Genomic DNA, 25,304 nt, shown 5'->3' with positions numbered 1-25,304 from the left:
TCAGGCCAGCCGGCGGGCCAGGTGGGCCGCCGTCGGGCCTGACCCTCGCTGCACGACGTCGACCGGCCGACCCGCGTCGACGACCGCACCACCGGTGTCCCCGCCTCCGGGCCCGAGGTCGACGAGCCAGTCCGCCGCGAGGGCGACGGCGGCGTCGTGCTCGACGACGACCACCGTGCTCCCGGCGTCGACCAGGCCCTGGAGCAGGAGCAGCAGTCGTTCCACGTCGGCCGGGTGCAGCCCCGTCGTCGGCTCGTCGAGCAGGTAGAGCGTGCCGGCCAGCCGGGTGCGCTGCAGCTCGGTGGCCAGCTTGATCCGCTGGGCCTCTCCGCCGGACAGCTCCGTCGCCGGCTGACCCAGCCGGAGGTAGCCCAGACCGACGTCGCGCAGGGCGGTCAGACCGCGTACGGCGGCGGGGATGTCGTTCAGAGCGGTCACCGCGGCGTCGACGTCGAGCTCCAGCACGTCGGCGATGGTCCGGCCCCGGTGCGTCACCTCGAGCGTCTCGGCCGCGTAGCGGGACCCGTGGCAGGTGGGGCAGACCGAGTACGAGCCGGGCAGGAACAGCATCCGGACGGCCAGGCTGCCCTCGCCCTTGCAGGTCGGGCAGCGTCCGGCGGCGACGTTGAAGGAGAACCGGCTGGCACTCCAGCGGCGCCGGCGCGCCTCGGGTGTCTTGGCGAAGGTCGAGCGGACCGCGTCGAACAACCCGGTGTACGTGGCCAGGTTGGAGCGCGGCGTACGGCCGATCGGTCGCTGGTCGACCACGACGAGCCGGCTCACCGCCTCGAGCCCGTCCACGCGGCCTGCCCGTCGCTCCGCCGCGGCCTCGACAGCGACCCCTTCCGTCTCTCCTGCGTCCTCGGCCGAGGCGGGGTCTGACGGGTCGGGCTCCTCCTCGTCGTTCGCCTCGTCGGCGGAGTCGGGGAGGCCGAGGTGGTGGCGGGTGACGTCGGCCAGCACGTCGAGCAGCGTCGTCTTGCCCGCCCCGGACACGCCGGTCACCACGGTGAAGGTGCCGAGCGGCAGGTCGACGTCGAGGTCGTGCAGGTTGTGGGCCGACACCTCGTGCAGCCGGAGCCAGCCGGTCGGCGTGCGCGGCTCGGCGCGGAGGGCGGGGCGGTGGTCCGGCGCGAGATAGGGCCGTGTTGCGGAGGCGGCCACGTCCTGCAGCCCGGCCACGGGCCCGCTGTGCAGGATCCGTCCGCCGCCGTTCCCGGCGCCGGGCCCGACGTCGACCAGCCAGTCCGCGGAACGCACCAGGTCGAGGTCGTGCTCGACGAGCAGCACGCTGTTGCCGGCGTCGCGCAGCCCGAGCAGCACCCGGGTCACCGCCTCGGTGTCGGCGGGGTGGAGGCCGGCCGACGGCTCGTCCAGGACGTAGACGACCCCGAAGAGGCCCGACCGCAGCTGGGTCGCCAACCGCAGCCGCTGCAGCTCACCGGCCGAGAGGGTGGGGACGGCCCGGTCCAGGGCCAGGTAGCCGAGGCCCAGGTCGACGACGAGCTCGCTGCGGCCCAGCAGGTCGTCCAGCAGCGTGCCGGCCGCGCTGTCGCGGTCGTGCCCGGAGGCCGCCTCGCGCAGCAGGGCCACAAGACGTTCCAGGGGGAGCGCGGCGAGGTCGGCGATGTCGTGCCCGGCGAACGTGACGGCCAGCGCCTCCGGCCGCAGCCGACGACCGCCGCAGACCGGGCAGGGCGAGGCGTCGAGGTAGGCGCGCAGCCGGCGGCGGATCGGGGCCGACTTCGTCGTGGCGAAGGTCTCGAGGACGTACTCCCGCACCCCGGTCCACCGACCCTGGTACGGCCGCTGGATCCGGCCGGCCTCGCGCTCGAAGTTGACCGTCACCACCGGGTGCTCGTCGGTGAAGAGGATCCAGTCGCGGTCGGCCCGCTCGAGGTCGCGCCACGGCCGGTCGACGTCGTAGCCGAGGGTCCGGAGGATGTCGCGGAAGTTCTTGCCCAGCCACGCGCCCGGCCAGGCGGCCACCGCACCCTCGCGGATGCTGAGCGAGGGGTCGGGCACCACGGACGACTCGCTGACCGCGAACGTCACGCCCACGCCGTGGCAGTGCGGGCACGCGCCAGCCGGGGTGTTGGCCGAGAACGCGTCCGAGTCGAGCCGCTCGGCCCCGTCGGGATAGGTCCCCATCCGGGAGAAGAGCATGCGCAGCGAGTTCGACAGGGTGGTCACGGTGCCGACGGACGAGCGGGACGAGCTCCCGTTCCGCTGCTGCTGCAGGGCGACGGCCGGCGGCAGTCCGCTCACCGAGGCGACGCGGGGGACACCCGCCTGCTGGATCAGCCGACGCGCGTACGGCGCGACTGACTCCAGGTAGCGCCGCTGCGACTCGGCGAAGATCGTGCCGAAGGCGAGCGACGACTTCCCCGAGCCGGAGATGCCGGTGAAGGCGACCACCGCGTCGCGAGGGAGCGAGACGTCGACGTCGCGCAGGTTGTGCTCGCGGGCGCCCCGGACCTCGATGAAGCCCGGGGGCACCCGCGACGGGTCGTTCGGGGTCAGCGCACGCCGACGAGGTCGACAACGAAGATCAGCGTCTCGCCCGGGCCGATGACGCCACCGGCGCCGCGGTCGCCGTACGCGAGGTGCGGCGGGATGACGAGGCGACGGCGGCCGCCGACCTTCATCCCGGCCACGCCGTCGTCCCAGCCCTTGATGACGCGGCCTGCGCCGAGCGGGAAGTCGAGCGGGGCGCCACGGTTGTACGACGCGTCGAACTCCTCGCCGGTGCTGTGGGCGACACCCACGTAGTGGACGCTGACCTGGTCGCCCTTGCCGGCCTCGGCCCCGTCACCGACGGTGAGGTCGGTGATCTCGAGCTCGGTGGGGGGCGGACCGTCAGGGGCTTCGACTTCGGGCTTCTCAGGCATGAATCCAACCTAACGGTTGTCGCTGACAGGACCTCGGTACGCCCCGTCCACGGGGTTCAGGAGGCAGCGGTCCGGGTCGGACCGGGGTCGCGCCTGATGGTGGCGCGGACCGGTCCGGGACGATGCTGGGGGACATGAGCGCGACGCAGCCGAACCCGTACCAGCACCCCACACTGCAGATGAGCGTGACCCCCGAGCAGCGTGACCGCGCGGTGTCCTGGCTGCAGCAGGCGTACGCCGAGGACCGGATCGGGGAGAGCGAGCTCGACTGGCGCCTCGGCCAGGTCCTGGAGGCGACGAGCCGCCGCGAGCTCAACCAGGCGTTCTACGGGATCGTCTCCGTGCCGCTCGCCTCGCAGGCCGTCGGGCTGCACCCGGCCTACCAGCCGCTGGTGAGGCCCGAGACCCGCGAGCACGCCGGTAGAGGTGCGGCCGGCTTCGCGCACCTGTCGGTCTTCTTCCTGTGGCTGCTCGGCCCGCTCCTCGTCTTCGGGCTCTCGAGCCCCGGGTCGTACGCACGGCGCGAGGCGGCCAAGGCCTTCAACTTCCAGCTGCTCTCGTTCCTCCTGCTCATTGCGACCGGGATCGTCTCGTCGATCTTCCCGGGCGACGGCTTCGACCCGGTCTTCGGGCTGATGGCGCTCGGCTGGTTCGTACTGACGATCGTCGGCGGCGCCAAGGCGCTGCAGGGCGAGAGCTGGCGCAACCCGGTCACCCGGGCGCTCAAGCTCCAGGTGCTGTCGGAGAAGTAACGGGGTAGACGCCAGGTCCGTGGACCGCGGGCCGGTCGGGGAATGTTCTCGGCCGGCCCGCGTTACGGATGGCGGGTCCCGTGCCGCGCGAGTAGCATGGGCCCCTCGCCCCGGAAGTCGTCCGCGACCGACGGGGTGGAAAAACTCAACAGGGGGTGATCGGTTTCGACTTGGGTCGGTAGTCCCAGGAGAAGCGGGCCGAGAATCCAAGGTCAACTCGTTAATGTTCCTTGGAAACCAATAAGTGCCAACTCTAAGCGCACTGACTTCGCTCTCGCTGTCTAAACAGTGATCGAAGGGTCAGACCGAGGACGTCTCCGCCCCGGAACCTGGCCTCATCTAGGAGACTTGCTGGCCGCACTGCGTCTCAGGGTGCGTTCGGGACTTTTCTGAGACTGGGTCTGTCTGCGACGTGCTGGCGCGAGCGCAGAGATCGAGAAAACGACTAGCCAGCTGCGCCCGGAGAAGACCTGGCTCGCTGTCCAAGGACGCGGGTTCGATTCCCGCCACCTCCACCCCTGTTGTCCGGACGGCCCGCTCATCACGAGCGGGCCGTTCGTCTTTTCGTGGACAGACGATCGCCAGCCGGTTCGGCAACGCCGAGGACGGTCGCGCTGAGAATGTTCTGAAGGTCACACTTATCGACTGCGGGTGATGCCAGGGGCTGGTTGAGTGCCGGTATCGACACGTCAGGCCTCGGGGGCCAGGGGTGGCGGCGCAGGGAAGAGTCCCGAGACGCCGCTGGTGCTGGTGTGCGCCGTTGGGTGCTGCGGGCGGGTCTGGTGCTGGCGGCGGGTGCTGCGGGTCTGTCGTTGTCGGCGGGGTCTGCGCAGGCGGACAGCGGGTTGAGCGGGACGTTGGGCCATGTGTCCGACACGGTGAAGAAGGTCACCGGTTCCGGTTCCTCGCACTCCTCGTCTTCCCAGTCGTCCCACTCGTCGTCTAAGTCGTCCAGCCCGTCGAAGTCGTCGCACTCGTTCACGTCGTCCCACCGCTCGTCGGTGAAGGTGTCGACGCAGCGGGTGTCGGTACGTAAGAGCGTGGTCCGGCCGGTCGTGCGACCGGTGGTGCGGACCGTGAAGCCCGTGGTTCACGTTGAGACCGCGCACGAGAAGCGGGTGGCGAAGCAGGTCGCGCAGAAGAAGAAGGCGGTCGCGCAGAAGAAGCGGGTCCAGGAGGTCGACCGGGCCGTCGCCGACGTGACGAAGACCGTGTTCGGTGCGTCCTCGAAGTCGTCGGTGAAGCCGGGCAAGAGCTCGCACCCGGCGCCTGTCGCGCTGGTGTCGGCGGACGTGTCGAAGGTGACGACGGAGGCTCTGGCCGACGTGACCTCCACGGTGCTGACCCCGCGTACGTCGCTCGAGCTCCCGACCGTCACCCTGCCCGACCTGAACGTGGCCGTGTCCCTGCCGGCCGTCGACCTGACCGTGGTGAAGCTGCCCTCGGTCAGAGTGGGCGTCGTAGCTCCGGCTGTGGACCTCGTCGTCGATCTGCCCGTGGTCGTCGAAGGCCCGACCCTGTCGCCCGCGGCACCGCCGGCGGCGGCCGCTCCTCACGTGTCGCGTCCCGGGTCGGTGTCGCCCGCCTCGACGACCGGGTCGCTGCCCCAGGCGGCCGGGTCAATCACCCTCGACCGGGCGGCGGCAATCTCGGGTCAGCCGACTCGTACGGCTACGCCGGGCGCCGAGCAGGGCGATGGCCACGGCTATGTGACGCCGACGCTCGAGATCGGCCTGTCGCTCGTCGCGACGGCCGGCACCGGCGACTCGGGCCTCGGGCTCGGTGCTGCACCGACCGGCTCGGCCGGCGGCAGCGCCGGAGGCGCACTGATCTTCGGGCTGGCCGTCTCGGCTGGTCTGGCGGGGCTGAAGGCGTTGCACGCCCGGCCCGCGCACGCTCGTTCTGGGCACACGCTGGGGCTGCTGCGTCAGCCCGGCTTCTCTCCCGACTGACGTCTTCTCTCACACCCCAGGTGCCCACCCTTCGCGGGTCGGCACGGCGCTCCTTGCGCGCCGGTTCCCGGGCCACCCCGCACCCCTTGTGCGGTCGGTCCTCTCCCTGAACTCGTAGAGAGAAGCAACCCCCATGAACGCATGGTTCACCCGTCTGCTCGCCGGAGCAGCCTGCACGGTCGGCGCGCTCGCGCTGACGACCGGCGCCGCCCACGCCGACGACCACGACGGCGGTCTCGACCTCGGGATCGTGAAGGTCTCCACCCACCACGACAAGTCCAGCAGCCACAAGTCCTCGAACTCGCACTCGGGTGGGTTGAAGGTGTCGCTGCGGACGCCGGTGAAGGTCCGCGCCGACGTCAACCTCGGCTCGCGCCACTCCTCGACCAGCGTCCGCGTCGGCACCGGCAGCGGGAACGGCTCGCGCAGCAGCAGCGGGTCCGCGGTGAAGGTCCGCGTCGGCGCCGGCAGCTCCTCGCACCGCTCGACGAGCACGGCTCGGTCGAACCGGACGTACGTGCAGGTCCAGGCCCACGCGAAGGCCGTCAAGGCCGAGCAGAAGGCCGAGAAGGCGAAGGTCGCCAAGGCGAAGGCGGTGGCCAAGGCCAAGGCGGTGAAGGCGGCGAAGGTCAAGGCCGCGAAGGTGCGTGAGGCGAAGCGTCAGCGCGCGTTGGAGGTGCGGGCGGATGCGGCGCTGCTGAAGGGTCTGATCCCCGCGACCCGGGTGCTGGCCGACGGGCGGGTCCTGGACCTGCCGGTCCGGGCCTGCGTGCTGGTGAACACCGATGGCTGCGACCGCACCCCTGACCCGACCCACACGGGCACGAACGCGGGCGCCGGCGACACCGGTGGCGGTCTCGGGTCGAGCCCGCTGCTCACCTCGGTGGTCACCGCCACCGCGTCTGACGTCCCCGTCGTCGGTGACCTGGACGCCTGCGCCCTGATCAACGCCGGCGGCTGCACCACCGGCACCAACCCGGGCACCGGCACCAGCCCGGGCACCGGCACCGGCCCGGGCACCGGGAACACCGGCTCGAACCCCACCAGCCCGAACCCCACGAGCTCGACCAACGAGATCATCACCGCGATCGTCACCGCCACCGCTGACCTTCCGGTCGTGGGCGACGTGAACGCCTGCGCCCTGGTCAACGCGACCGGCTGCACGACTGGCACCGGCGCCGGGACGAACCCGGGCACCGGCAACACCGGCTCGACCGGGTCGAACCCGAGCACCTCGACCGATCCGATCGTGACCGCGATCGTCACGGCGACCGCCGACCTGCCGGTCGTCGGCGACGTCAACGCCTGCGCCCTGGTCAACGCCACCGGCTGCACCACCACCGCCGCTGGCTCGAACACCACGCCGGCGCTGCCGGTGATCGTGCCCCCGGTCGTGGGCCAGGCCACCGCTGACCTGCCCGTCGTCGGGACCGTCGACGCCTGCCTGCTGATCAACGCCCTCGGCTGCACCACCAACACCGGCACCGGCACCACACCGGCCGGTCCCACCGGCCCGGCCGTGCCGATTATCCCGGTCGTCATCGGCGAGGTCGGCACCACCGTCCCCGGCGTCGGCGGCGTCGACGCCTGCGTCCTGATCAACGCCACCGGCTGCACCACCGGAACCCCCACCACCCCCACCACCCCGACGACCCCGACCACGCCCACCACCCCGACCACGCCCACCACCCCGACGACCCCGACCACGCCCGGTGACGGCAACGGCGGCGACGACGGCAACGGCGACAACGGCAACGGCGGGAACGGCAATAACGACGGCAACGGGAACAACGGCAACAACGGCAACGCCAGCACCGTGTCCCTGACCGGCCCGCAGGGCCAGGCCGGCAATGGCCTCGGCGGCAACAACGGCGACCGTCTCGCTCAGACCGGCGCCGCCGCCGGCCTCGCGGGTCTGCTCGGCGGGGGACTGCTCCTGCTGATCGGCGGGCTCAGCCTCACCCTGCGCCGCCGCCGCAGCTGACGCCAGCTGACCATCCAGAGCCGGACCCACTAGTCCGGCCACGAGCAGTCCGGGCACCAGACGCGGGGGCGTCTGGTCCCCGGCACCCACCGCCCGTCGGTCGGTTCGGCGCCCACCCTGTTCCTCGGGGGGTGGCGCGCTGAACCGGCCGACGGGCCGTACCCACACCCGGGGCTACCTCTTCTTCGCCTTCACCCGTGCCTCACGCTCTGCGGCGAGGCGACCTTCCTCGACGAGCGCGGCGCGAAAGCTGGTGAGTGTGCTCATCAGAACGTCGATCTTGTGGAGCGAATTCGCGAGGCATTCGGGATCGACGTCGAAGTCGAGGCTGATCTGGCGTCCGCAGTCGGCCACCGTGAAATCCGTCTCGGTGTAGACACGGTCTCCGGTGCGTCTCGAGGTGTCTTCGACAGAGGCGAGGACATAAGCGCCGGCCAGGTGTCCGCGCCGGTTGAGAAAGCGTCGCGTGTAGTAGCGCCGAGGCATCGTGCATTTCCTTTCTGCTGGTCATGGTCGGTCTGGCATGACGTCCTCCCTCCCCGTCCGGGCCTGGCGAACCGACCAGTAAAGGACCTCCGATTCGGCGCGGCAACCTCTTTTTCGGATTGCGCGCCGAAGGCTCCCGAAACTCCCGTTGGTGTGTCGTCCATCACGTCATCGACGTGACCTCGGCCGGACCTTATGGTTCGGATGTGTCGAGGAGATCCCCCGCTTCCCGCCGCCACGCGCCTGCGCCGACACCTCGTGTCCGCCGAGCCGTCGCCGCGCTCGTCCTGGCCGCCGCGCTCGGTCTGCCGTCGACCGCCGCCTCGGCCGCGCCGAGCGACCCGGTGACGTTCGCCGACCCCGTCTTCCGCACCTGTGTGGCCGCCGCGCTCGGGATGCGTCCCTCGAACCCGATCACGCCCGCCCAGGCGGCCTCGGTCACGGACCTCGACTGCGGCGAGCTCTCACCGACGTCGCTCGGCGGGGCGCAGGCTCTGACGAACCTGACGACGCTGTCGGTCTCGTACGGCAGCACCATCACGGACCTCGCGCCGCTGGCCCGGCTCACGCGGCTGCGGGAGCTGACCCTGCCGTTCAGCCGGATCACTGACCTGGCTCCGCTGCGCGGATTGACCGGGCTCGAGCGGCTCGACGTCTACGGCAACCCCGTCTCCGGACTGGCGCCGCTGTCGGCGCTGACCCGCCTGACCTACCTCGACATCACCGGTTCCTCGTGGACGACGCTGGAACCGCTACGTCGCCTGACCCAGCTGCGCCGCCTGTCCGCCGACCAGGAGGGACAGGTCGACATCGCCGCTGTCGCCGCGCTCACCGGGCTCCAGCGGCTCGACCTGGTCGTGCCCGACGTCCGTGACCTCGCACCGCTGCGGACCCTGACCGGTCTGACCCAGCTGAACGTGCAGGCCGCCGCGACCGACGTGTCGGCCCTGACGCCGATGAGTCGGCTGCGGGTCCTCTCGCTGAACGTCGCGGGCGGCGACGGACGCGCCCTGGCCGGCAAGCCGGACCTCACCGAGCTCTCCGTGTACGGGGTGCGGCTCCCCAGCCTGGACGTGCTGACGTCGTCGACGCGACTGACCTACCTGGTCGCCGTCGCGCCCTCGATCACCGACGTCGCGGGCCTGCAGAAGCTGCCCGAGCTGAGCGAGCTGATCCTCAGCGGGGTCGACCGGGCCGACTTCAGCCCGCTGCGCGGGCTGACGCAGCTGAGCTACGTGTCGGTCTCCGACAGCCGGGTCGGCCCGGTCCGGCAGTTCAACGGGTTCGAGGCGCTGTCGTCGCTCCAGCTCAACAACGACCAGATCACCAGCGTGGACGGCTTCGAGCCCTCGGCGAACCTCTCGTCGCTGGACGTGTCCGGCAATCACCTCGCCGACATCAGCGCCCTCGGCTGCGGCCTGCTCGTGAACGCGCTTGCGCAGACCGTCGACGTCGGCCGTGCGCCGGTGGGCAGCCCGACGCGCCTGCCGCTCGTGTCGGTCGAGGGCCAGACCGTGCAGCTGGGCCGGTCGACGGACTGGACGTCAACGGGCCCCACCGTCACCTACGCCCGGGCGGGGACGTACCGGGTGCCGTTCGTCGCGTCTGGCCCACCGGACTGCGACCAGGTGCAGTTCGCCGGGGTGGTGACCCAGACGGCGTCGGCCGGCCGGCCCATGCGCCCACCGAGGGACCGGTAGGCGCACGGCCGAGGCCCCGGGGGTCAGCCGACCGGGTAGGCCACCAGGTCGACGATGGTGCTGCCGCCCTCCTTCGGGGTGGCGGCGTCGCCGGTGTCGTTCACCACGTGGTCGATCGTCCCCGCGTTGTTGAGGCTGACGGTCACGAGGTCGTGGAGCCTGACCCCCTTGCGGTCGGGCACCTCGAAGGAGTGCGAGAGGTGCAGCGTCGGGTCGACGTTGGTGTAGATGTACGAGCCGCCGGCCCAGAGCTCGTGCTTGCGCACGTCGTCCCCGACCTTGTACGCGGCCCAGCCGAGCGTCTTCCCGTGCTTCCACGCGGCCTGGTTCGGTGCGTCGTACGGGAGCTCATTCTGGAAGAACACGGTCCGCCCGCGCTCACCGGTCCAGATCACGTTGTAGCGCTGGTAGTGCTCGACGAACAGCCCCGTCGCGGTGACGTCGTCCCCGCTGATCTTGACGCCCGTGTCGGCGGTGTTGACCTTCCAGCCGACGCCCTCGCCGTGGTCGGCGCGCCAGGCCCAGATGTCGTCGAGGATCACGTGGTCGCTCTTGACCACGAGGCTCGTGTCGGCCTTGCCGACGTGCGGACCACCGATCCGGAAGAACACGTCCTGCACCGCGGTCGGCCGCGAGGCGGTCGGCCCGTGACCCTTGCCGGTCCCGATCACCAGCAGCGCGGAGGAGTTCTTCGTCCCCGCGTCGATGGTGATCCCGGCGATGTCGACGTCCGGCACCTCGGAGACGCGGATGGGCACGGCGCCCTTCTCCGCGGTCAGGGTCGCGATGCCGAGCCCGAGGACCACGGTGCCCGCCTTGCGGACGTGCAGCGTGCGGTCGATGCCGTAGACGCCAGGGGTGAAGAGCAGGTTGCGGCCCTTGGACAGCTGCTTCTCGATGGTCTTCGCCGAGTCCGACGGACGGGCGACGAAGAAGGTCGACAGCGGGAGCGACTTCCCGGGGGTCGGGCCGTCGGTCCAGGTCGGCCCGGAGGAGTTCTTCTGGGCCTTCGGCACGAAGACCTGCCACGCGCCGCGGGCGTCGATGTAGACGTACGGCTTCTCCTTGCTCGCCGGCGTCTGCGCGAGCGTCGTGTACGGCGGGTCCGGGAAGCCCTGCGCGGGCGCGCCCTCGACGCCGGAGAACGTCTGGTTCCAGACGCCGTTCGACCAGCTGCCGATCTCGCTGTTCCGCGTCAGCCACTGCTGCTGCGACCCGTTGGTCACGGCCTTGGTGCGGGCATCGGCGAGGTAGCCGCCGCTGGCGTACTGGGGAGGCGCGGAGCAGTAGTCCATCAGCGACGTCAGGCCGGTAATGTCGACGCGGCGCAGCGGAGCGGCCTGGGAGACGGCCCAGAACTCCGTGTTCGCCCGGCAGTCCTTGCCCCCGGTCGGGTTGATCGTCAGGTTGGACATCGACCGCCAGAAGTTGTTCAGCGCGATGCAGCTCTCGGTGCCGTCCGCGGCCTTCTCGCACTGGTTGTAGACGTTCACGGCGCCATTGATCACGACGTCGCCCGGGTTGCGTCCGAGGCCGGCGACCTCGGTGTAGTAGCCGACCTGGAAGATCAACGGCGTCGCCGCGGAACCGTACGTCCCCGGCGCGAAGAGGATCGCGTCGCGTTCCTCGCCGAACTGGTTCGGCACCTGCCGGGCCGCGATGGCGTCGAGCTTGGCCTGGACGTCCGCCTGGGCCATGGCGGGGGTGATCAGGGTGACGTTCGGCCCGAGGTCGGGCGTCGTCGGCGCCGCCAGGGGCGCGCTCGGTCGGGTGGGGGCGCTGGGCAGGACGGGTGTCGCGTCAGCGGGGGCCGCGAGACCGGCGGTGGTCAGGCCGGACAGGGCGAGAGCCCCGACCAGCGCGACGGCTCGCCGTCGGAACGTCGCCGGGGCGGGTCGCGGACGGGGTGAGGTGGGCGTCATTGCCACTCCTGGGGTTTGTTGCGTCGACTATGGACCGCTCGGAACTTAACCCGGGAGCGGTCGGCTCATGCACGGGCCTGGTCCAGCGCGCGTGCGGGGGGCTGGCCTACGGTGCTCACCGAGACGGACGGTCGTCAGGACAGAGGGGTTGGACACGATGGAGCAGGCGTCGGAGAAGCAGACGTTCGTCAACGTCATCGACGGTGAGGAGCGGCCCAGCGCGTCGGGCGACGTGCTCGACATCGTCAACCCGGCGACCGGCGAGGTGTACGCGACGTCGCCCAACTCCGGCGACGAGGACGTGGACGCCGCCTTCACCGCGGCGGCGAAGGCCTTCGAGTCCCAGCGCTGGACCACCCCGTCGGAGCGGCAGCGGATGCTGCTGCGGTTCGCCGACCTCGTCGAGGGCTCGGCCGACGAGCTGGCCGCGATCGAGTCGGAGAACACGGGCAAGCCCCTCGGCCTCACGCACTCCGAGGAGGTGCTGGTCCTCGTCGACCAGATCCGCTTCTTCGCCGGCGCGGCCCGGGTGCTCGAGGGGCGCGCGTCGGGGGAGTACCTGCGCGGCTACACCTCGTCCGTACGCCGCGAACCCCGCGGCCCGGTCGCCCAGGTCACCCCGTGGAACTACCCCGCGATGATGGCGATCTGGAAGCTCGCCCCGGCGCTGGCCGCGGGCAACACCGCGGTGCTGAAGCCCTCGGACACGACCCCGGCCTCCTCGGCCTGGCTGGTGCGCAAGGCGCAGGAGGTCTTCCCGCCCGGGGTGGTCAACCTCGTCTGCGGCGACCGCGACACCGGAGCGCGGCTGGCGGCGCACCCCGTCCCGCGGATGATCTCCATCACCGGCTCGACCCGCGCCGGGATCGCGGTGGCCACGGCCGCCGCGCCGGACCTCAAGGTCGCCCACCTCGAGCTCGGTGGCAAGGCTCCGGTGATCGTCTTCGACGACGCCGACCTCGAGTCGGCCGTCGAGGGGATCCGGACGGGCGGGTTCTTCAACGCCGGCCAGGACTGCACGGCGGCGACGCGCGTCATCTGCCAGGACGGGATCTACGACCGCTTCGTCGCCGCGCTCGCCGAGGCGGCGGCCGGCACGCGGACGGGCTTCGACCCGACCGACGAGGACCTGTTCTACGGCCCGATCAACAACGCCCGTCAGCTGGCCCACGTCAGCGGGCTGGTCGACCGGGTCGCCGAGCACGCGCAGGTCGTCACGGGCGGTACGGCGGTGGGGGAGCGCGGCTACTTCTACGCCCCGACCGTCATCGCCGACGTCCGTCAGGGCGACGAGGCCGCCGTGACCGAGATCTTCGGCCCGGTGATCACCGTCCAGCGCTTCTCGGACGAGGACGAGGCCGTCCGCGTGGCCAACGACACCGCGTACGGGCTCGCGTCCTCGGTCTGGACCACCGACGCGGGCCGGGCGGCGCGGGTGCCCGCGCGGCTCGACTTCGGCTGCGTCTGGGTCAACACCCACATCCCGCTGGTGGCGGAGATGCCGCACGGCGGGTTCAAGCACTCGGGCTACGGCAAGGACCTGTCGATGTACAGCCTCGAGGACTACACGCGGGTCAAGCACGTCATGCAGCACCACGGCTTCGAGGGATGAGGCACGCCGGACACGTTCCGCTGCGGGTCACGCTGTGCCGCGGCTGCTGCTGCGGCACGGTGAAGAAGCGCCCCGACGTGGACCACGAGGCGCAGCGGCTCCGGCTGCACGCGCTCGCGGCCGAGGGAACCATCGCCTGCCGCGAGACCGACTGCCTCGGGCCCTGCGACAGCGCGAACGTCATGGTGGTCAACCCGACGCCCGTGGCCCGGCGGACGGGCGCGCGGCCGACGTGGTTCGGCGAGGTCTCGGACGACCAGCTCGACCTGGTGATCGACTGGATCACCGAGGGCGGGCCGGGCCTCGTCCCGCTCCCGGTGGGACTCGAGCGGCACGTCGTCCCGCCCGGGGCGGCCTGAGCCGAGGGAAGAACGCTGACGAGGTCTGTTCAGCGCACCATCGCCAGCACGTCGCGGACCAGCTGTCGGGCGTACGCCTCGTCGACCGGGAGCGCGAAGACGACGTGGTGGTAGAGCGGCGCGATGACGTGGTCGAGGATCTGCGGAACCGTCGGTGCCGCCTCGCCGCGTTCGACCGCGCGGCGTACGACCTCGGTCGCCTGCTCGCCCCGCCGGTCGGTGACCGCGCAGCTCGCGACGATCTCCACGCGCGACGACACCATCGCGCGCAGGAAGCGGGCCCGCTCCGGCCGGCCGATGTCGTGGACGATGGCCAGCGCCCACTGCGTGAGGTCCTCGTCGAGCGACCCGGTGTCGGGCGCCGACTCGCCCTCGCGTGTCAGGGCGGCGACGGCGACCTCCTCGAGGAGCGCGTTCACGTCGGGCCAGCGCCGGTACAGCGTGGTCGGGGTGACCCCGGCCCGCTCGGCGACGACGGGGAAGGTGATCTTGTCGACCCCCTCGCCCACGAGCTCGCCCACCGACGTGTGGATCGCGGCGAGCACGCGGCTGCTGCGTCCACCGGGCCGGCTCGCGGCTGGAGGGGGGACCATCCCACGATTATGGCAAACGTCTTGGCTTTTACGCTGAACCTCGACTACAGTCGTTAAAGCCAAGAACATGGCTTTACTCCGGAGGTCCCGTGCTCAGCCGTCCCACCTCGTTCGTCGTCGCCGGAGCCGCCGGCGCCGCGACGTTGACGGCGGCCTCCGCGCCGTCGCCGCTCTACCCCGTCTACCAGCGGCTCTGGGACCTGTCGGCCTTCACGCTGACGGTCGTCTTCGCCGTGTACGTCGCCGCGCTGCTTGTCGCCCTGCTGACCGTCGGCTCGCTGTCGGACCGGGTCGGGCGCCGACCGGTGGCCTCCGCGTCCCTGGTGCTCCTCGCGCTGGGGATGGTGCTCTTCTCGGTCGCCGGGGGCGTCGGCGGCCTGCTGACGGCCCGGGTCGTGCAGGGGTTCGCCGTCGGTGCCGCCACCGGGACGGTCACGGCCATGATCATGGACTCGGCCCCGAGCCCACGGACCGGCTCGGTGGTGAGCAGTGCCGTCCCCGCGCTGGGCATCGCGATCGGCGCGGTCCTCGCGGGCGGCCTCGTCGAGTTCGCCCCGCTCCCGCGCCAGCTCGTCTTCTGGGTCCTCGCCGTCGCGTACGTCGCACTCGCCGGGCTCGTGTGGCTGGTCCCCGACCGCGACCGCTCCGGAGCATCGTCCCGGGAGCCGGTCTGGCGGTCGCTGCTGCCGAGCGTCGGGCTACCGTCGGCGACCCGGCCGGTCTTCCTCGCCCTGGTCCCGTCGATCTGCGCGACCTGGGCGCTCTCCGGCCTCTACCTCTCCCTCGGGTCGTCGATCGTCGGCACCGTCCTCGGCGTGCGCAGCCACTTCCTCGTGGGCCTCGTCCTCGGGGTGTTCTTCCTCGCGGGACTGGGCGGGACCGTCGTCTCGGCGTCCCTGCCGGTTCGCGTGCGCGGGTGGTTCGGCCACGGGGCGCTCGTCGTCGGCGTGCTGATCACGGTCGTCGCGCTGCCGAGGGGCTCGACACCGCTGTACGTCGTCGGCTCGGTCGTGGCCGGGGTCGGCTTCGGGGCGGCGTTCCGCTCCGCCGTGAACGCGCTGGGCGAGGCCGCGCCCAGCGCCGAGCGGGGGCAGGTCTTCGCGACCATGTACGTCGTCAGCTACGTCGCTTTCAGCGTCCCGGCGCTCGCGGCCGGGCTCGCCGTCGCGCGGTTCTGGCTCGAGCCGACCGCGGTCGCGTACGGGGCGCTGGACGTCGCGCTCGTGCTGGTCGCCATGATCATCGGCGCGGTCCGGACGCATCGCGATGACCATGGAGATGCCCGGCGACCGAGCGCGGTGAAACGATGAGCGCCACGCCCACGCCGCCGGTGATCACCTCGCGCAGGTTCCGTACAGCGCGTCACACGACGCACTACCTCGAGAGCGGGCCGGCCGACGGACCGCTGATGATCTTCCTCCACGGCTGGCTGAGCATCGGCCTGATCTGGCGGGCCCAGCTCGAGGCGTTCGCCGCCGAGGGCTGGCACTGCGTCGCTCCCGACCTGCGCGGCTTCGGCGGTTCCTCCACCCCGGCGTGCACCGACGCGTACACCACCCGGGAGGTCGTGGCCGACCTGGTCGAGCTCCACGACCACCTCGGCGGCGCGCCCGCGATCTGGGTGGGCCACGACTGGGGCAGCGTCGTGGCCGGTGCGGTCGCCGCGCACGAACCCGCACGCACCCGGGGCGTCGTGCTGACCTCGTGGGCGTACTTTCCGGGCTCCAACGCCCTGTCGACCCTCGTCCCGCTGGTCGACCGGAGCCTCTACCCGGCCGACGTCTACCCGGACGGCCAGTGGGACTACTACCGCTACTACGCGACCCACTTCGAGACGGCGGTCGCCGACCTCGACGCCGACCCGGCCGCGACGCTGGCGTACGTCTACCGGTCCGGTAGCCCGGAAGCGGTGGGTCGGGTCGCACCCACGGCCACGACCACGCGGGACGGCGGGCGCTTCGGTGCCGCGCACCACGCTCCGCCGACGGCACCCGATGCGGACCTCTGGCCGGCGGCCGACTTCGACGTGCTGGTGGACGCCTTCGCGAGGACCGGCTTCCGCGCCTCCTGCGCCTGGTACGTCAACGACGACGCCAACGTCGCCTACGCGCGGGAGGCGACCGACGGGGGTCGCCTCGCGCAACCGGTGCTCTTCGTCAACGGCGACTGGGACCCGATCTGCGGCATCACCGGCAACCGCCAGGGCGACCCGATGCGGGCCGCGTGCGAGGACCTCACGGTGACCAACCTGCCCGCCGGGCACTGGCTCCCACTCGAGCGCCCAGCCGAGCACGTCGAGGCGATTCGGAGCTGGCTCGAGCGCGCTGGCCTGTGAGGTCGGGGGTTCAAGGACGCCAACCTCTTCGAGGCCCTTCGACAGGCTCAGGGAGCGTTCTCGGCCTAGCTTGTCCGGTTCAGGGCCTCGAGCTCCGCCCACAGGTCCTCGGGGATCGAGACCGCGCAGCGGCGTTCGTTCTCGGCGATCTCCGCGGCCGTCCGGACGCCCAGGGGGACCGACACGACGGCGGGGTGCCGCAGCGGGAACTGCACCGCCACGTCGGGCAGCTGGACGCCGTACCGCTCGGCGAGGTCGGCGAGGGCGTTCACGCGGGCGAGCAGGCCGGGCGGGACGGGGCCGTGGTCGTACGTCAGCCCTTCCGACGGCCGCGGCCGGCTGAGCAGGCCGGACTGGAAGACGCCTGCGGCGACGTAGCCGACGCCCCGTTCGAGCGCGAGCGGCAGCAGCTCGGTCAGGGCCTGCTGCTCAAGCACGGTGTAGCGGCCCGCGACCATCACGACGTCGAGGTCGGTCCGCCGGATCGCCTCGCACGGACCCTCCGGGTGCTTCATCCCCACGCCGACCGCGCCGACGACGCCCTGCTCGCGGAGCTCGACCAGCGCGGGGATCCCCTGGGTGAACGCGGTCTCGGCGTACTCGTCGTCGGGGTCGTGCACGTAGACGATGTCGACGTGGTCCAGCCCGAGGCGCGTCATGCTCCCCTCCAGGCTGCGGCGTACGCCGTCGGCGCTGTAATCACGCACGCGCTCGTGCGTCGCCGGGACGTCGAACTCCGGGTCGCGCTGGTTCGCCCGCTCCGGGGTCGGCACGAGCAGGCGCCCGACCTTGGTCGAGACGACGAACTCGCCGCGCGGACGACCCGCGAGCGCCTGCCCGAGGCGGCGCTCGGACAGGCCGAGGCCGTAGTGCGGGGCCGTGTCGAAGTAGCGGATGCCGTGCTCCCAGGCCGCGTCCAGCGCGCGGAGAGCGACTTCGTCGTCGAGGGCTTGGGGGAGGTTCCCGAGCTGCGCACCCCCGAAGCCGATCTCGGTGAGCGGCAGCCCGGTCCTCAGTCGACGCACCTGCATGTGCCGATCCTCCCGCGTCAGGTCCGGACGCCGATGGTCAGCAGCAGGTTCGCGCAGATCCGCTGGTCGCCCGTGGCCACCACGAAGGCCACGTCGGGTCCGCGGGCCGCGTCGTAGAAGGCGAAGCGCTCCATCACGGCGAAGTCGACCTGCGCGCCGAGCATCTGCTCGTACTCGGCGTGGGCGGGGACGGCACCGCCGTCGGGCAGCGCCATCACGCGCCCCGCCTCGATGTTCACGGCGTCCAGGAGCGGGCCCAGCACCTCGGTCACGCTCAGCAGGCCGGGCCGCAGGTTGAGGTGGATGACCTCGGCGCCCGCGGGCTTGGCGGTCGCGGCGGGGTAGTTCCCGTCGGCCAGCAGCACCTGCGAGCCGTGGCCGGCGGCGGCCAGCGCCCGCAGCAGCGGGGGGTGGGTGAGGGTGTAGTTGAGCACGGGTTCCTCCTGCGGGAGCGTGGATCAGGGTGGGTCGGGATGAGGATCAGTCGCGGGGACGGGCGACGGAGCCGCCGGGGACGAGCTCGGCGCGCAGCACGACGCGCTGGTACGGGTCCGGCCCGGCCTGGGCGCCGGGCTCGAGCTCGGACTCGGGCTGCGGCTCCAGCCGGCGGCGCATCAGGTCGGCGGCCCGGACGGCGATCTCGTGCGTGGGCTGGACGACCATCGACAGGCGGGGCTTGATCACCTGCGAGAGCTCGAGCGAGTCGAAGCCGACGAACGAGATGTCCTCGGGGATCCGCAGCCCCGACTCGTTGAGCGCGATGAGCGCGCCGACCGTGAGCTCGTAGTTCAGGCACACGACGGCGGTCGGGCGCTCGGGCTCGGCGAGCAGGCTGCGCATGCTCGCTACCCCGGACTCGACGGTCAGCGGACCGGACCGGACGGCGCCCGGCCCGACCTCGAGGCTGTGCTGGCGCATCGCGTCGAGGAAGCCGTCGCTGCGCCCGCGCAGGCTCCAGATGTCGGGCGGGCCGGCGATCGCCGCCACCCGCCGGTGCCCGTGGTCGACCACGTGGCGCACGGCCTGCCGCGCTGCGTCGGCGTTGTCGAGCACGACCGCGTCCCCGTCGAGCCCGTCGACGAGGCGGTCGATGAGCACGACCGGCAGCCCGCGCCCGGAGACGGCGACGAGCGTGGCCGCGTCGTGCGCCGCCGGCACCGCGATGATGCCGTCGACCATCCGGCCCGCGAGCGAGTCGACCGCCGCACCCGGCTCGCCGTGCGCGCCACGGCTGGCGCTCACCACGACCCCCACGCCGCTGTCGCTCAGCGCCGCCTCGATCCCGGCGATGATGCTGAGGTGGAAGGGGTTGTCGAGCACCGGCAGCAGCACGCCGACCGTGCGTGAGCGCTGCGTCCGCAGGCTCCGGGCAAGCGTGTTCACGCGATAGCCGAGCTCGGAGGCCGCGGTCTCCACGGCCACGCGGTTCGACTCCCGGAGCGGGAGCCCGTTGAAGTACTTCGAGATCGTCGACAGCGACAGCCCGGTGTGCTCCTGCAGGTCCTTGTAGGTCACGGGGGACCGCCCCGGCCTCACGGCCCGGGCGCGCGGCTCGCTCATGGGGTCATCTTGTGCCCCAGGTCGCCGTCGAGCCGTCGACGTCCCACAGGTCCTCCCACGAGCTCGCGCCCGGCCACAGGAAGACCTGACCCTTGATCAGCCGGTCGCCCGCGTCGGCCTGCGTCAGCGCGGTCATCTCCGCGTCGGTCAGCGGGTCGGTCGTGACCGCACGCAGGTTCGACACGTACTGCGACCGCTTGACCGCGAAGGGGATCGGCACCTGCCCGCGCTGGACGGCCCACTTGAGGCAGACCAGCGCCGGGTGCACGCCGTGCGCCTGCGCGGCGGCGACCACGGCCGGGTGCTCGGTGTCGACGTGGTCGCCCGGCGTCCGGTCGCGCTCCGGGCGCGAGGGGGAGCCCAGCGGCGAGTAGCCGATCGGCTGGACGCCCTCGGCCACGCAGAGGTCGAAGAGCTCGGGCTGCTGGAAGCAGGGGTGCAGCTCCAGCTCGTTCAGCGACGGCCGCACGCGCGCGTCGGCGAGGATCTGCTCCAGCTTGGGCACGGTCACGTTGGACAGGCCGAGGTGGCGCACGAGGCCCTGGTCGACGAGCAGCTCCATCGCCCGCCAGGTCTCCATGAACACCTCGTGCACGTACGGCCGGGCGTCCGGGTCGCGGGCGTCGGGGTCTGCGGCCGGCGGGTGGTGGTTGGGGAAGGGCCAGTGGACGAAGTAGCCGTCGAGGTGGTTCAACCCGAGGTCGGTGAGCGTCTTCCGGACCGCGGACGCCACGCCCTCGGCGCCGTGGCTGTCGTTCCACAGCTTCGACACCACGAACAGGTCGTCACGCTCGACCACGCGGTCGCTGAACGCGTCCGCGAAGACCTGCCCGATCTGCGCCTCGTTGCCGTAGACCGCGGCGCAGTCGACGAGGCGGTAGCCGACCTCGAGCCCACCGCGTACGGCCTCGGCGACCTGCGCGGTGCTGTAGCGGTCGGAGCCGAAGGTCCCCAGCCCGACAGCCGGCATCGCGTCGCCGTTCGTCAGCGTGCGGGCGGGCACCGAGGCCGGGTCGACGGCGTCGTCGGGGGTCGAGCTCACGTGGGCTCCTTCGTCGGAGGCGGCGGCCTCGGAAAGCGAAACGATTCGTGCGGACACTACGAGGGCTTCCCGGCCATGTCAACGATCTGGACACGATGGTCAAACGTTGCACCAGAGCCATTGACAGCGCCGAAGGACGATGAGTAGGTTCCCTCTCGTCCCGAATGCAAAACGTTTCGCCTGGCGGTGAGCCGACCTGGCGCGTGACAGGAGTGTCAATGAAGACCACGGACATCAAGAGTCGTACGCGAACGACGCTGGGTCTGGTCGGCGCGTCGCTCGCCGTGCTGATCGCCTCGGCGTGCGGCGGCGGGGGCGGCGGCGGGCTGCCCGGCCAGGCCGGTGCCTCGGCGCCGGCGCAGACCGACTCGGGCGGCGCCATCACGGTGTGGGTCGACCCGCCCCGGGTGCCCGCGGCGGAGGCCTTCAAGAAGGCCAACCCCGACATCGAGACGACGATCAACCAGATCGACGGCACGGTCGGCAGCAAGGCCCTGTCGCAGCAGTTCGCCCAGTTCAACCAGGCGAAGCAAGGCTGGCCCGACGCCATCTTCTTCCCGTCCAACGACGACATCGCCTGGGCCTCCGGCGCGCAGATCAACTACGCGGCCGACCTGACGTCGCAGGTGCCCGACCTGATCAAGGGCTACGACCCGGCGGTCCTCGCGCCCTGCAACATCGACGGCAAGATCCGCTGCCTGCGCAACGACGCCGCCCCGGACGTGTTCTGGTACAACCAGAAGTTCTTCAGCGCCAACGGCTACACCCCGCCCAAGACGTGGGAGGAGTACGGGACGCTCGCGGTCAAGATCGCCGCCGAGCACCCGGGCAAGGTGAGCGCCTTCCTCGGCGACGCCTACGCCCCGGACCGCTACCTGTGGGCGAGCGGCTGCCCGACGAACCAGCGGCTCAGCGAGACATCGGTCATGATCAACCTCGACGACGCCAAGTGCCAGCGGGCCAAGAAGCTCGTCGGCGAGATGGTGACCGGCAAGGCCGCCTCCAACCTCGGCATCTTCGACGCCGACGCGGCCAAGGCCGGGAAGGACCTCGTCATGAGCCCGGGTGCGCTCTGGTGGGGCGACTACCTGTTCAACCAGACGTGGAAGATCGACGCCGGCACCATGACGGCGACGACCCCGCTGACCTGGCAGGGCGAGTCCCAGCCCTCCACCGGCAACGAGGGTGGCGGCCTGTGGGGCGTCTCCAGCCACATCACCGGCAAGCAGCTCGAGAACACGCTCAAGTTCGCCACCTTCGTGGTGAGCGACCCGCGCTGGCAGGTCGAGCTGAGCACCGGGCTGCCGGCGTACGGGCCCGTCCAGGACGACTGGATCGCCAAGCAGAAGGCGTCGAAGTACTTCGCCGACAACGACGCCACCTTCGCGGCGTTCAAGCAGGCGGCGACGTACGTCCCCGGTGACCACGCCTACACGCTCTACAACACCGGCGGGATCTGGACCGAGACGGTCGCCAAGGACCTCGTCGCCGGCAAGAGCTTCGACGAGGCCTGGACGACCTTCGGCAGCGAGCTGAACAACCAGGCCAAGTCGCAGGGCTACGAGGTGAAGACCACCCCATGACCGTGGCCTCCTCGGCCCGGACGGACTCTGCGACGGCGGCCGACGCCGCCGTCGCAGGTCCGTCCAGGCGACCGTCTCGACGCACCTCGCGGCGCGTCGAGGCGGTCGGCGCGTGGACCCTCTGCGCGCCGTACGTCGTCCTGCTGCTGATCGCCGGGATCGTCCCGATCGGCTACGCCTTCGCGACGGCCCTGCAGACGCCGCCGACCCCGCTCAACCCGGCGGTCGGCTTCGGCGGGCTGAAGAGCTTCGAGACGGTCGTCACCGACTTCCGGTTCCTGCGGACCTTCGGCAACATCGCCAGCGTCCTGGTCATCTGGCTGCCGATCATGATGATCGGGATCGTCGGCCTGGCCCTCCTGGTGCACGCGAGCCCCGGCCGCTTCGGCAACGTGATGCGCTTCGTCTACTACCTCCCCGGTGCGCTCGCCGGCGTGGCGAACTTCGTGCTCTGGGTGTACCTGCTCAACCCGAGCTCGTCGCCGATCCGGGCGTTCTGGAGCGCCCTCGGCCTCACCGACATCAAGTCGGTCGTCGTCTCGGGGAACAACCTGTCCTTCATCCTCGCGGCGATGCTGTTCTTCCAGGGCGTCGGCACGTGGATCGTGATCGTCAACGGCGGGCTCAACGGGATCGACGAGGCCGTGCTCGAGGCGGCTGAGATCGACGGTGCGGGCCCGTGGCGCGTCGCCTGGGACGTCAAGCTGCCGATCATCCGGCCGTGGATCGGCTACGCGGCGCTGATGAACCTCGCGTACGGCTTCCAGCTCTTCCTCGAGCCCCAGCTGCTCGACCAGGTCGCCTCGAACGCGCTGCCCGACCAGTACTCGCCGAGCCAGCTCGGCTACGCCTTCGCGTTCTCCAACTACAACTTCCCGGCCGCCGCCGCGATGTCGCTCATCCTGCTCGCCATCACCCTCGGCATCGGGCTGATCATCGTGTTCAAGAGCGGGCTGTTCAGCGAGGAGACCCACTGATGGCCGTCGCTCTGCCGGAAACCACTGCCGCTCCCGAGACGCCCCTCCGCACGTCGGCCGGCCGTCGCCCGATGTCGATCAACCGGCTGGCCCGCATCGTCACGATGCTGCTCGTCGCCGCCGCCTTCGTGTTCCCGATCATCGGCTTCGTCGCCATGTCCTTCCGCAACGCGGACGAGGTCGCGGCGGGCCAGGGCGGGTTCCTCGGGCTCGGCGGGGTGTCGTGGGAGAACGTCCGCTACTCCTGGTCCCAGGTCGACGGCTTCGGGCCGGGCAACGGGGGACTGTTCGTCCAGTGGATGACCAACTCGCTGGTGATCTCGATCGGGGGCGCGCTCATCGCCGTCGTCGCCGCGATCCCGGCCGGCTACGCGATGGCCCGGCTCCGCTTCCGCGGCCGCCGCGTCCTGCTCTTCGTCACCCTGCTCGCCATGGTCATGCCGAACACCGTGCTCGTCATCCCGCTGTTCCTCGAGGTGGCGGCGATCGGCGCGGTCGGGCAGCTGTGGCCCGTCATCGTGATCATGGGGTTCTTCCCGTTCGGCTGCTACCTCGCCTACATCCACTTCATGACGACGATGCCGCCCGAGCTGGTCGAGGCCGCGCGAATCGACGGGCTGAACGAGATCTCGATCTTCACCAAGGTGGCGATCCCGATCTCCAAGCAGGCCGTCGCCCTGGTCGCGTTCTTCTCCTTCGTGGCGAACTGGACGAACTTCTTCCTCCCGCTCGCCCTGCTCAGCTCCAACCAGAACAACAAGACCGTCTCCATCGGTCTGCAGGAGCTCATCGGCGCGAGCCCGCTGTTCAACCCGACCGTCGCGGCCGGGCTGAACGTCAAGCTCTACATGCCCCAGCTCGCGCTGGCGACGTTCCTCAGCATGCTGCCGCTGCTGATCGTGTTCCTGGGCGCCCAGCGGTTCCTCATGCGCGGTCAGACGGTCGGGGCGGTCAAGGGCTGAGCGACCCCTGCTTCACCGGGGGGTGAGGACCGACCGCCCGCGCCCGCCCGGGGTCCGGGGCGGCGTGCGAGGCTGCCCCTCATGAGCACTGGTCTGGTCGAGAAGGACCGCCCGGGCACCGGCCGTACGTTCTTCGGCCACCCGCTGGGCCTGGCGAACCTCGCCGGCGTCGAGATGTGGGAGCGTTTCAGCTTCTACGGGATGCAGGGCATCCTCGTCTACTACCTCTACTACAGCGTCACCGAGGGCGGTCTGGGGCTGCCGCAGAGCGCGGCGACCTCGATCGTCGGGGCGTACGGCGGGCTGGTCTACCTCTCCGCGATCCTCGGCGCCTGGGTCGCGGACCGGCTCCTGGGCGCGGAGCGGACGTTGCTCGCCGCGGCGGTCGTGATCATGCTCGGGCACATCTCGCTGGCCGTCGTCCCCGGGCTCGCCGGAGTCGGGATCGGCCTCGTCTGCATCGCGCTGGGCTCGGGGTCGCTCAAGACCACGACCAGCTCGGTGCTCGGTGATCTCTACTCATCCGAGGACACGCGTCGCGACGCCGGCTTCTCCATCTACTACATGGGCGTCAACCTCGGCGCCCTGTTCGGCCCGCTGCTGACCGGCCTGCTGCAGGGCATGAAGGGCTTCCACTGGGGCTTCGGCCTCGCCGCGGTGGGGATGGCCCTCGGCCTGACCCAGTACCTGCTGCTGCGGCGCCGCACCCTCGGCGACGTCGGCCGCACCGTCGCCAACCCGCTCGACCGGCGTGGGCGGATCCGCTACGGCGCGGCCGCGCTGGTCGTGGTGCTGCTGGTGATCGTGCTCTCGCTGGTCGGCGTCATCACGGCCGGACGGCTCTCCGCGATCGTCGTGGGCATCACCGTCGTCGCCACCATCGCGTTGTTCGCGGTGATCCTGACGTCGAACAAGATCACGGACGACGAGCGCAACCGGGTGGTCTCGTTCATCCCGATGTTCGTCGCGAGCGCGGTCTTCTGGTCGCTGTTCCAGCAGCAGAGCACCGTCATCGCCGTGTACGCCGACCAGCGCCTCGACCGGACGATCTTCGGCTGGACGATGCCACCGAGCTTCGTGCAGTCGATCAACCCCGTGTTCATCATTGTCTTCGCCGGGGTGTTCGCCGCGCTGTGGACGCGGCTAGGGGAGCGGCAGCCCCCGACCCCGGTGAAGTTCGCGCTGGGCACGCTCTTCATGGGCGTGGCGTTCCTGCTGTTCCTGCCCTTCGCGAACGGCGCGCCCAACAGCACCCCGCTGCTCTGGCTGGTGCTGATCCTGTTCTTCTTCACCCTCGCCGAGCTGTGCCTGTCCCCGGTCGGCCAGTCGCTGTCCACCAAGCTCGCGCCGGCCGCCTTTCACACCCAGATGATCGCGCTGTACTTCCTCTCGATCGCCGTGGGCACCGCCACGGCGGGGACGCTCGCCGGCTTCTACGACCCCGAGCGCGAGACCCCGTACTTCCTGATCATCGGCCTTGCCTCGATCGCCGTGGGCGTGCTGCTGCTCCTCGCTCGGCGCTGGATCAGCGCGCGGATGGTGGGGGTCCGCTGAGCGGTGGTG

General features: G+C 71.3%; 21 protein-coding genes and 1 other RNA gene. 13 read left to right on the top strand and 9 right to left on the bottom strand.

Going from position 1 to position 25,304, the window contains the following annotated elements:
* A complete protein-coding gene (locus FHX39_RS13535) occupies positions 1-2,499 on the bottom strand; it encodes an excinuclease ABC subunit UvrA (RefSeq protein ID WP_183339214.1) in 2,499 nt (832 codons plus the stop codon).
* 20 nt (positions 2,500-2,519) lie between these two features.
* The gene (locus tag FHX39_RS13530) at positions 2,520-2,891 is read right to left on the bottom strand and encodes an FKBP-type peptidyl-prolyl cis-trans isomerase (RefSeq protein ID WP_183339212.1); all 372 of its coding nucleotides are present in this window, start codon (positions 2,889-2,891) and stop codon (positions 2,520-2,522) included.
* Positions 2,892-3,025: 134 nt separating this feature from the next.
* Between FHX39_RS13530 and FHX39_RS13525 the strand changes: the two genes are divergently transcribed.
* The 4 genes from FHX39_RS13525 to FHX39_RS13510 all read left to right on the top strand — a co-directional run bounded on the left by FHX39_RS13525 (position 3,026) and on the right by FHX39_RS13510 (position 7,579).
* Positions 3,026-3,643, top strand: a complete 618-nt coding sequence (locus tag FHX39_RS13525; RefSeq protein ID WP_183339210.1) for a DUF1707 and DUF4870 domain-containing protein — start codon at positions 3,026-3,028, stop codon at positions 3,641-3,643.
* 151 nt (positions 3,644-3,794) lie between these two features.
* Positions 3,795-4,161: a transfer-messenger RNA gene (gene ssrA, locus FHX39_RS13520) on the top strand.
* Between the two features lie 567 nt (positions 4,162-4,728).
* Positions 4,729-5,595, top strand: a complete 867-nt coding sequence (locus FHX39_RS13515; protein WP_183339208.1) for a hypothetical protein — start codon at positions 4,729-4,731, stop codon at positions 5,593-5,595.
* A 133-nt stretch (positions 5,596-5,728) separates the two neighbouring features.
* Positions 5,729-7,579: a hypothetical protein gene (locus FHX39_RS13510; protein WP_183339206.1), complete on the top strand. Its 1,851-nt coding sequence runs from the start codon at positions 5,729-5,731 to the stop codon at positions 7,577-7,579.
* Positions 7,580-7,753: 174 nt separating this feature from the next.
* Here the strand turns inward: FHX39_RS13510 and FHX39_RS13505 are convergent, their stop codons facing one another.
* A complete protein-coding gene (locus FHX39_RS13505) occupies positions 7,754-8,065 on the bottom strand; it encodes a hypothetical protein (RefSeq protein ID WP_183339204.1) in 312 nt (103 codons plus the stop codon).
* A gap of 206 nt (positions 8,066-8,271) precedes the next feature.
* Here FHX39_RS13505 and FHX39_RS13500 point away from each other — a divergent pair, with 206 nt between their 5' ends.
* The gene (locus tag FHX39_RS13500; protein WP_183339202.1) at positions 8,272-9,765 is read left to right on the top strand and encodes a leucine-rich repeat domain-containing protein; all 1,494 of its coding nucleotides are present in this window, start codon (positions 8,272-8,274) and stop codon (positions 9,763-9,765) included.
* 23 nt (positions 9,766-9,788) lie between these two features.
* Here the strand turns inward: FHX39_RS13500 and FHX39_RS13495 are convergent, their stop codons facing one another.
* Positions 9,789-11,687: an adenylyl cyclase gene (locus FHX39_RS13495; protein ID WP_183339200.1), complete on the bottom strand. Its 1,899-nt coding sequence runs from the start codon at positions 11,685-11,687 to the stop codon at positions 9,789-9,791.
* Positions 11,688-11,844: 157 nt separating this feature from the next.
* Here FHX39_RS13495 and FHX39_RS13490 point away from each other — a divergent pair, with 157 nt between their 5' ends.
* Together FHX39_RS13490 and FHX39_RS13485 are read left to right on the top strand one after the other, a co-directional pair.
* Positions 11,845-13,299 carry an aminobutyraldehyde dehydrogenase gene (locus FHX39_RS13490; protein ID WP_183341427.1) on the top strand — a complete coding sequence of 485 codons (1,455 nt, stop codon included), beginning with the start codon at positions 11,845-11,847 and terminating at the stop codon, positions 13,297-13,299.
* On the top strand, positions 13,296-13,658 hold the full coding sequence (locus tag FHX39_RS13485; RefSeq protein WP_183339198.1) for a (2Fe-2S) ferredoxin domain-containing protein: 363 nt from the start codon (positions 13,296-13,298) through the stop codon (positions 13,656-13,658). The genes FHX39_RS13490 and FHX39_RS13485 overlap by 4 nt, the downstream gene beginning before the upstream one ends.
* 29 nt (positions 13,659-13,687) lie before the next feature.
* Here the strand turns inward: FHX39_RS13485 and FHX39_RS13480 are convergent, their stop codons facing one another.
* Positions 13,688-14,251, bottom strand: coding sequence for a TetR/AcrR family transcriptional regulator (locus tag FHX39_RS13480; protein ID WP_183339196.1), 564 nt, complete (start codon positions 14,249-14,251; stop codon positions 13,688-13,690).
* Positions 14,252-14,340: 89 nt separating this feature from the next.
* Between FHX39_RS13480 and FHX39_RS13475 the strand changes: the two genes are divergently transcribed.
* Positions 14,341-15,561 (top strand): MFS transporter, encoded by a 1,221-nt coding sequence (locus tag FHX39_RS13475; RefSeq protein WP_183339194.1) that lies wholly within the window; start codon positions 14,341-14,343, stop codon positions 15,559-15,561.
* The gene (locus FHX39_RS13470) at positions 15,558-16,586 is read left to right on the top strand and encodes an alpha/beta fold hydrolase (RefSeq protein WP_183339192.1); all 1,029 of its coding nucleotides are present in this window, start codon (positions 15,558-15,560) and stop codon (positions 16,584-16,586) included. The genes FHX39_RS13475 and FHX39_RS13470 overlap by 4 nt, the downstream gene beginning before the upstream one ends.
* Before the next feature lie 65 nt (positions 16,587-16,651).
* Here FHX39_RS13470 and FHX39_RS13465 read toward each other — a convergent pair whose 3' ends face one another.
* The 4 genes from FHX39_RS13465 to FHX39_RS13450 are packed head-to-tail and all read right to left on the bottom strand — an operon-like array spanning position 16,652 to position 20,219.
* Complete coding sequence (locus FHX39_RS13465; protein ID WP_183339190.1) at positions 16,652-17,617, bottom strand: aldo/keto reductase; 966 nt, start codon at positions 17,615-17,617, stop codon at positions 16,652-16,654.
* Between the two features lie 17 nt (positions 17,618-17,634).
* Positions 17,635-18,051 carry an RbsD/FucU family protein gene (locus FHX39_RS13460; RefSeq protein WP_183339188.1) on the bottom strand — a complete coding sequence of 139 codons (417 nt, stop codon included), beginning with the start codon at positions 18,049-18,051 and terminating at the stop codon, positions 17,635-17,637.
* 46 nt (positions 18,052-18,097) lie between these two features.
* Positions 18,098-19,177: a LacI family DNA-binding transcriptional regulator gene (locus FHX39_RS13455; protein ID WP_183339186.1), complete on the bottom strand. Its 1,080-nt coding sequence runs from the start codon at positions 19,175-19,177 to the stop codon at positions 18,098-18,100.
* A 4-nt stretch (positions 19,178-19,181) separates the two neighbouring features.
* Positions 19,182-20,219 (bottom strand): aldo/keto reductase, encoded by a 1,038-nt coding sequence (locus FHX39_RS13450; protein WP_198423397.1) that lies wholly within the window; start codon positions 20,217-20,219, stop codon positions 19,182-19,184.
* Positions 20,220-20,437: 218 nt separating this feature from the next.
* Here FHX39_RS13450 and FHX39_RS13445 point away from each other — a divergent pair, with 218 nt between their 5' ends.
* The 4 genes from FHX39_RS13445 to FHX39_RS13430 all read left to right on the top strand — a co-directional run bounded on the left by FHX39_RS13445 (position 20,438) and on the right by FHX39_RS13430 (position 25,295).
* Complete coding sequence (locus FHX39_RS13445; protein ID WP_183339184.1) at positions 20,438-21,802, top strand: ABC transporter substrate-binding protein; 1,365 nt, start codon at positions 20,438-20,440, stop codon at positions 21,800-21,802.
* Positions 21,799-22,779 carry a carbohydrate ABC transporter permease gene (locus FHX39_RS13440; RefSeq protein WP_183339182.1) on the top strand — a complete coding sequence of 327 codons (981 nt, stop codon included), beginning with the start codon at positions 21,799-21,801 and terminating at the stop codon, positions 22,777-22,779. The genes FHX39_RS13445 and FHX39_RS13440 overlap by 4 nt, the downstream gene beginning before the upstream one ends.
* Complete coding sequence (locus tag FHX39_RS13435) at positions 22,779-23,741, top strand: carbohydrate ABC transporter permease (protein WP_198423396.1); 963 nt, start codon at positions 22,779-22,781, stop codon at positions 23,739-23,741. The genes FHX39_RS13440 and FHX39_RS13435 overlap by 1 nt, the downstream gene beginning before the upstream one ends.
* Positions 23,742-23,822: 81 nt before the next feature.
* Positions 23,823-25,295 carry a peptide MFS transporter gene (locus FHX39_RS13430; protein WP_183339180.1) on the top strand — a complete coding sequence of 491 codons (1,473 nt, stop codon included), beginning with the start codon at positions 23,823-23,825 and terminating at the stop codon, positions 25,293-25,295.
* The last annotated feature ends 9 nt before the right edge of the window (positions 25,296-25,304 follow it).

This window comes from Microlunatus antarcticus, assembly GCF_014193425.1.
Classification (GTDB): domain Bacteria; phylum Actinomycetota; class Actinomycetes; order Propionibacteriales; family Propionibacteriaceae; genus Microlunatus; species Microlunatus antarcticus.
This window is presented reverse-complemented; position numbering and strand designations above follow the sequence as displayed.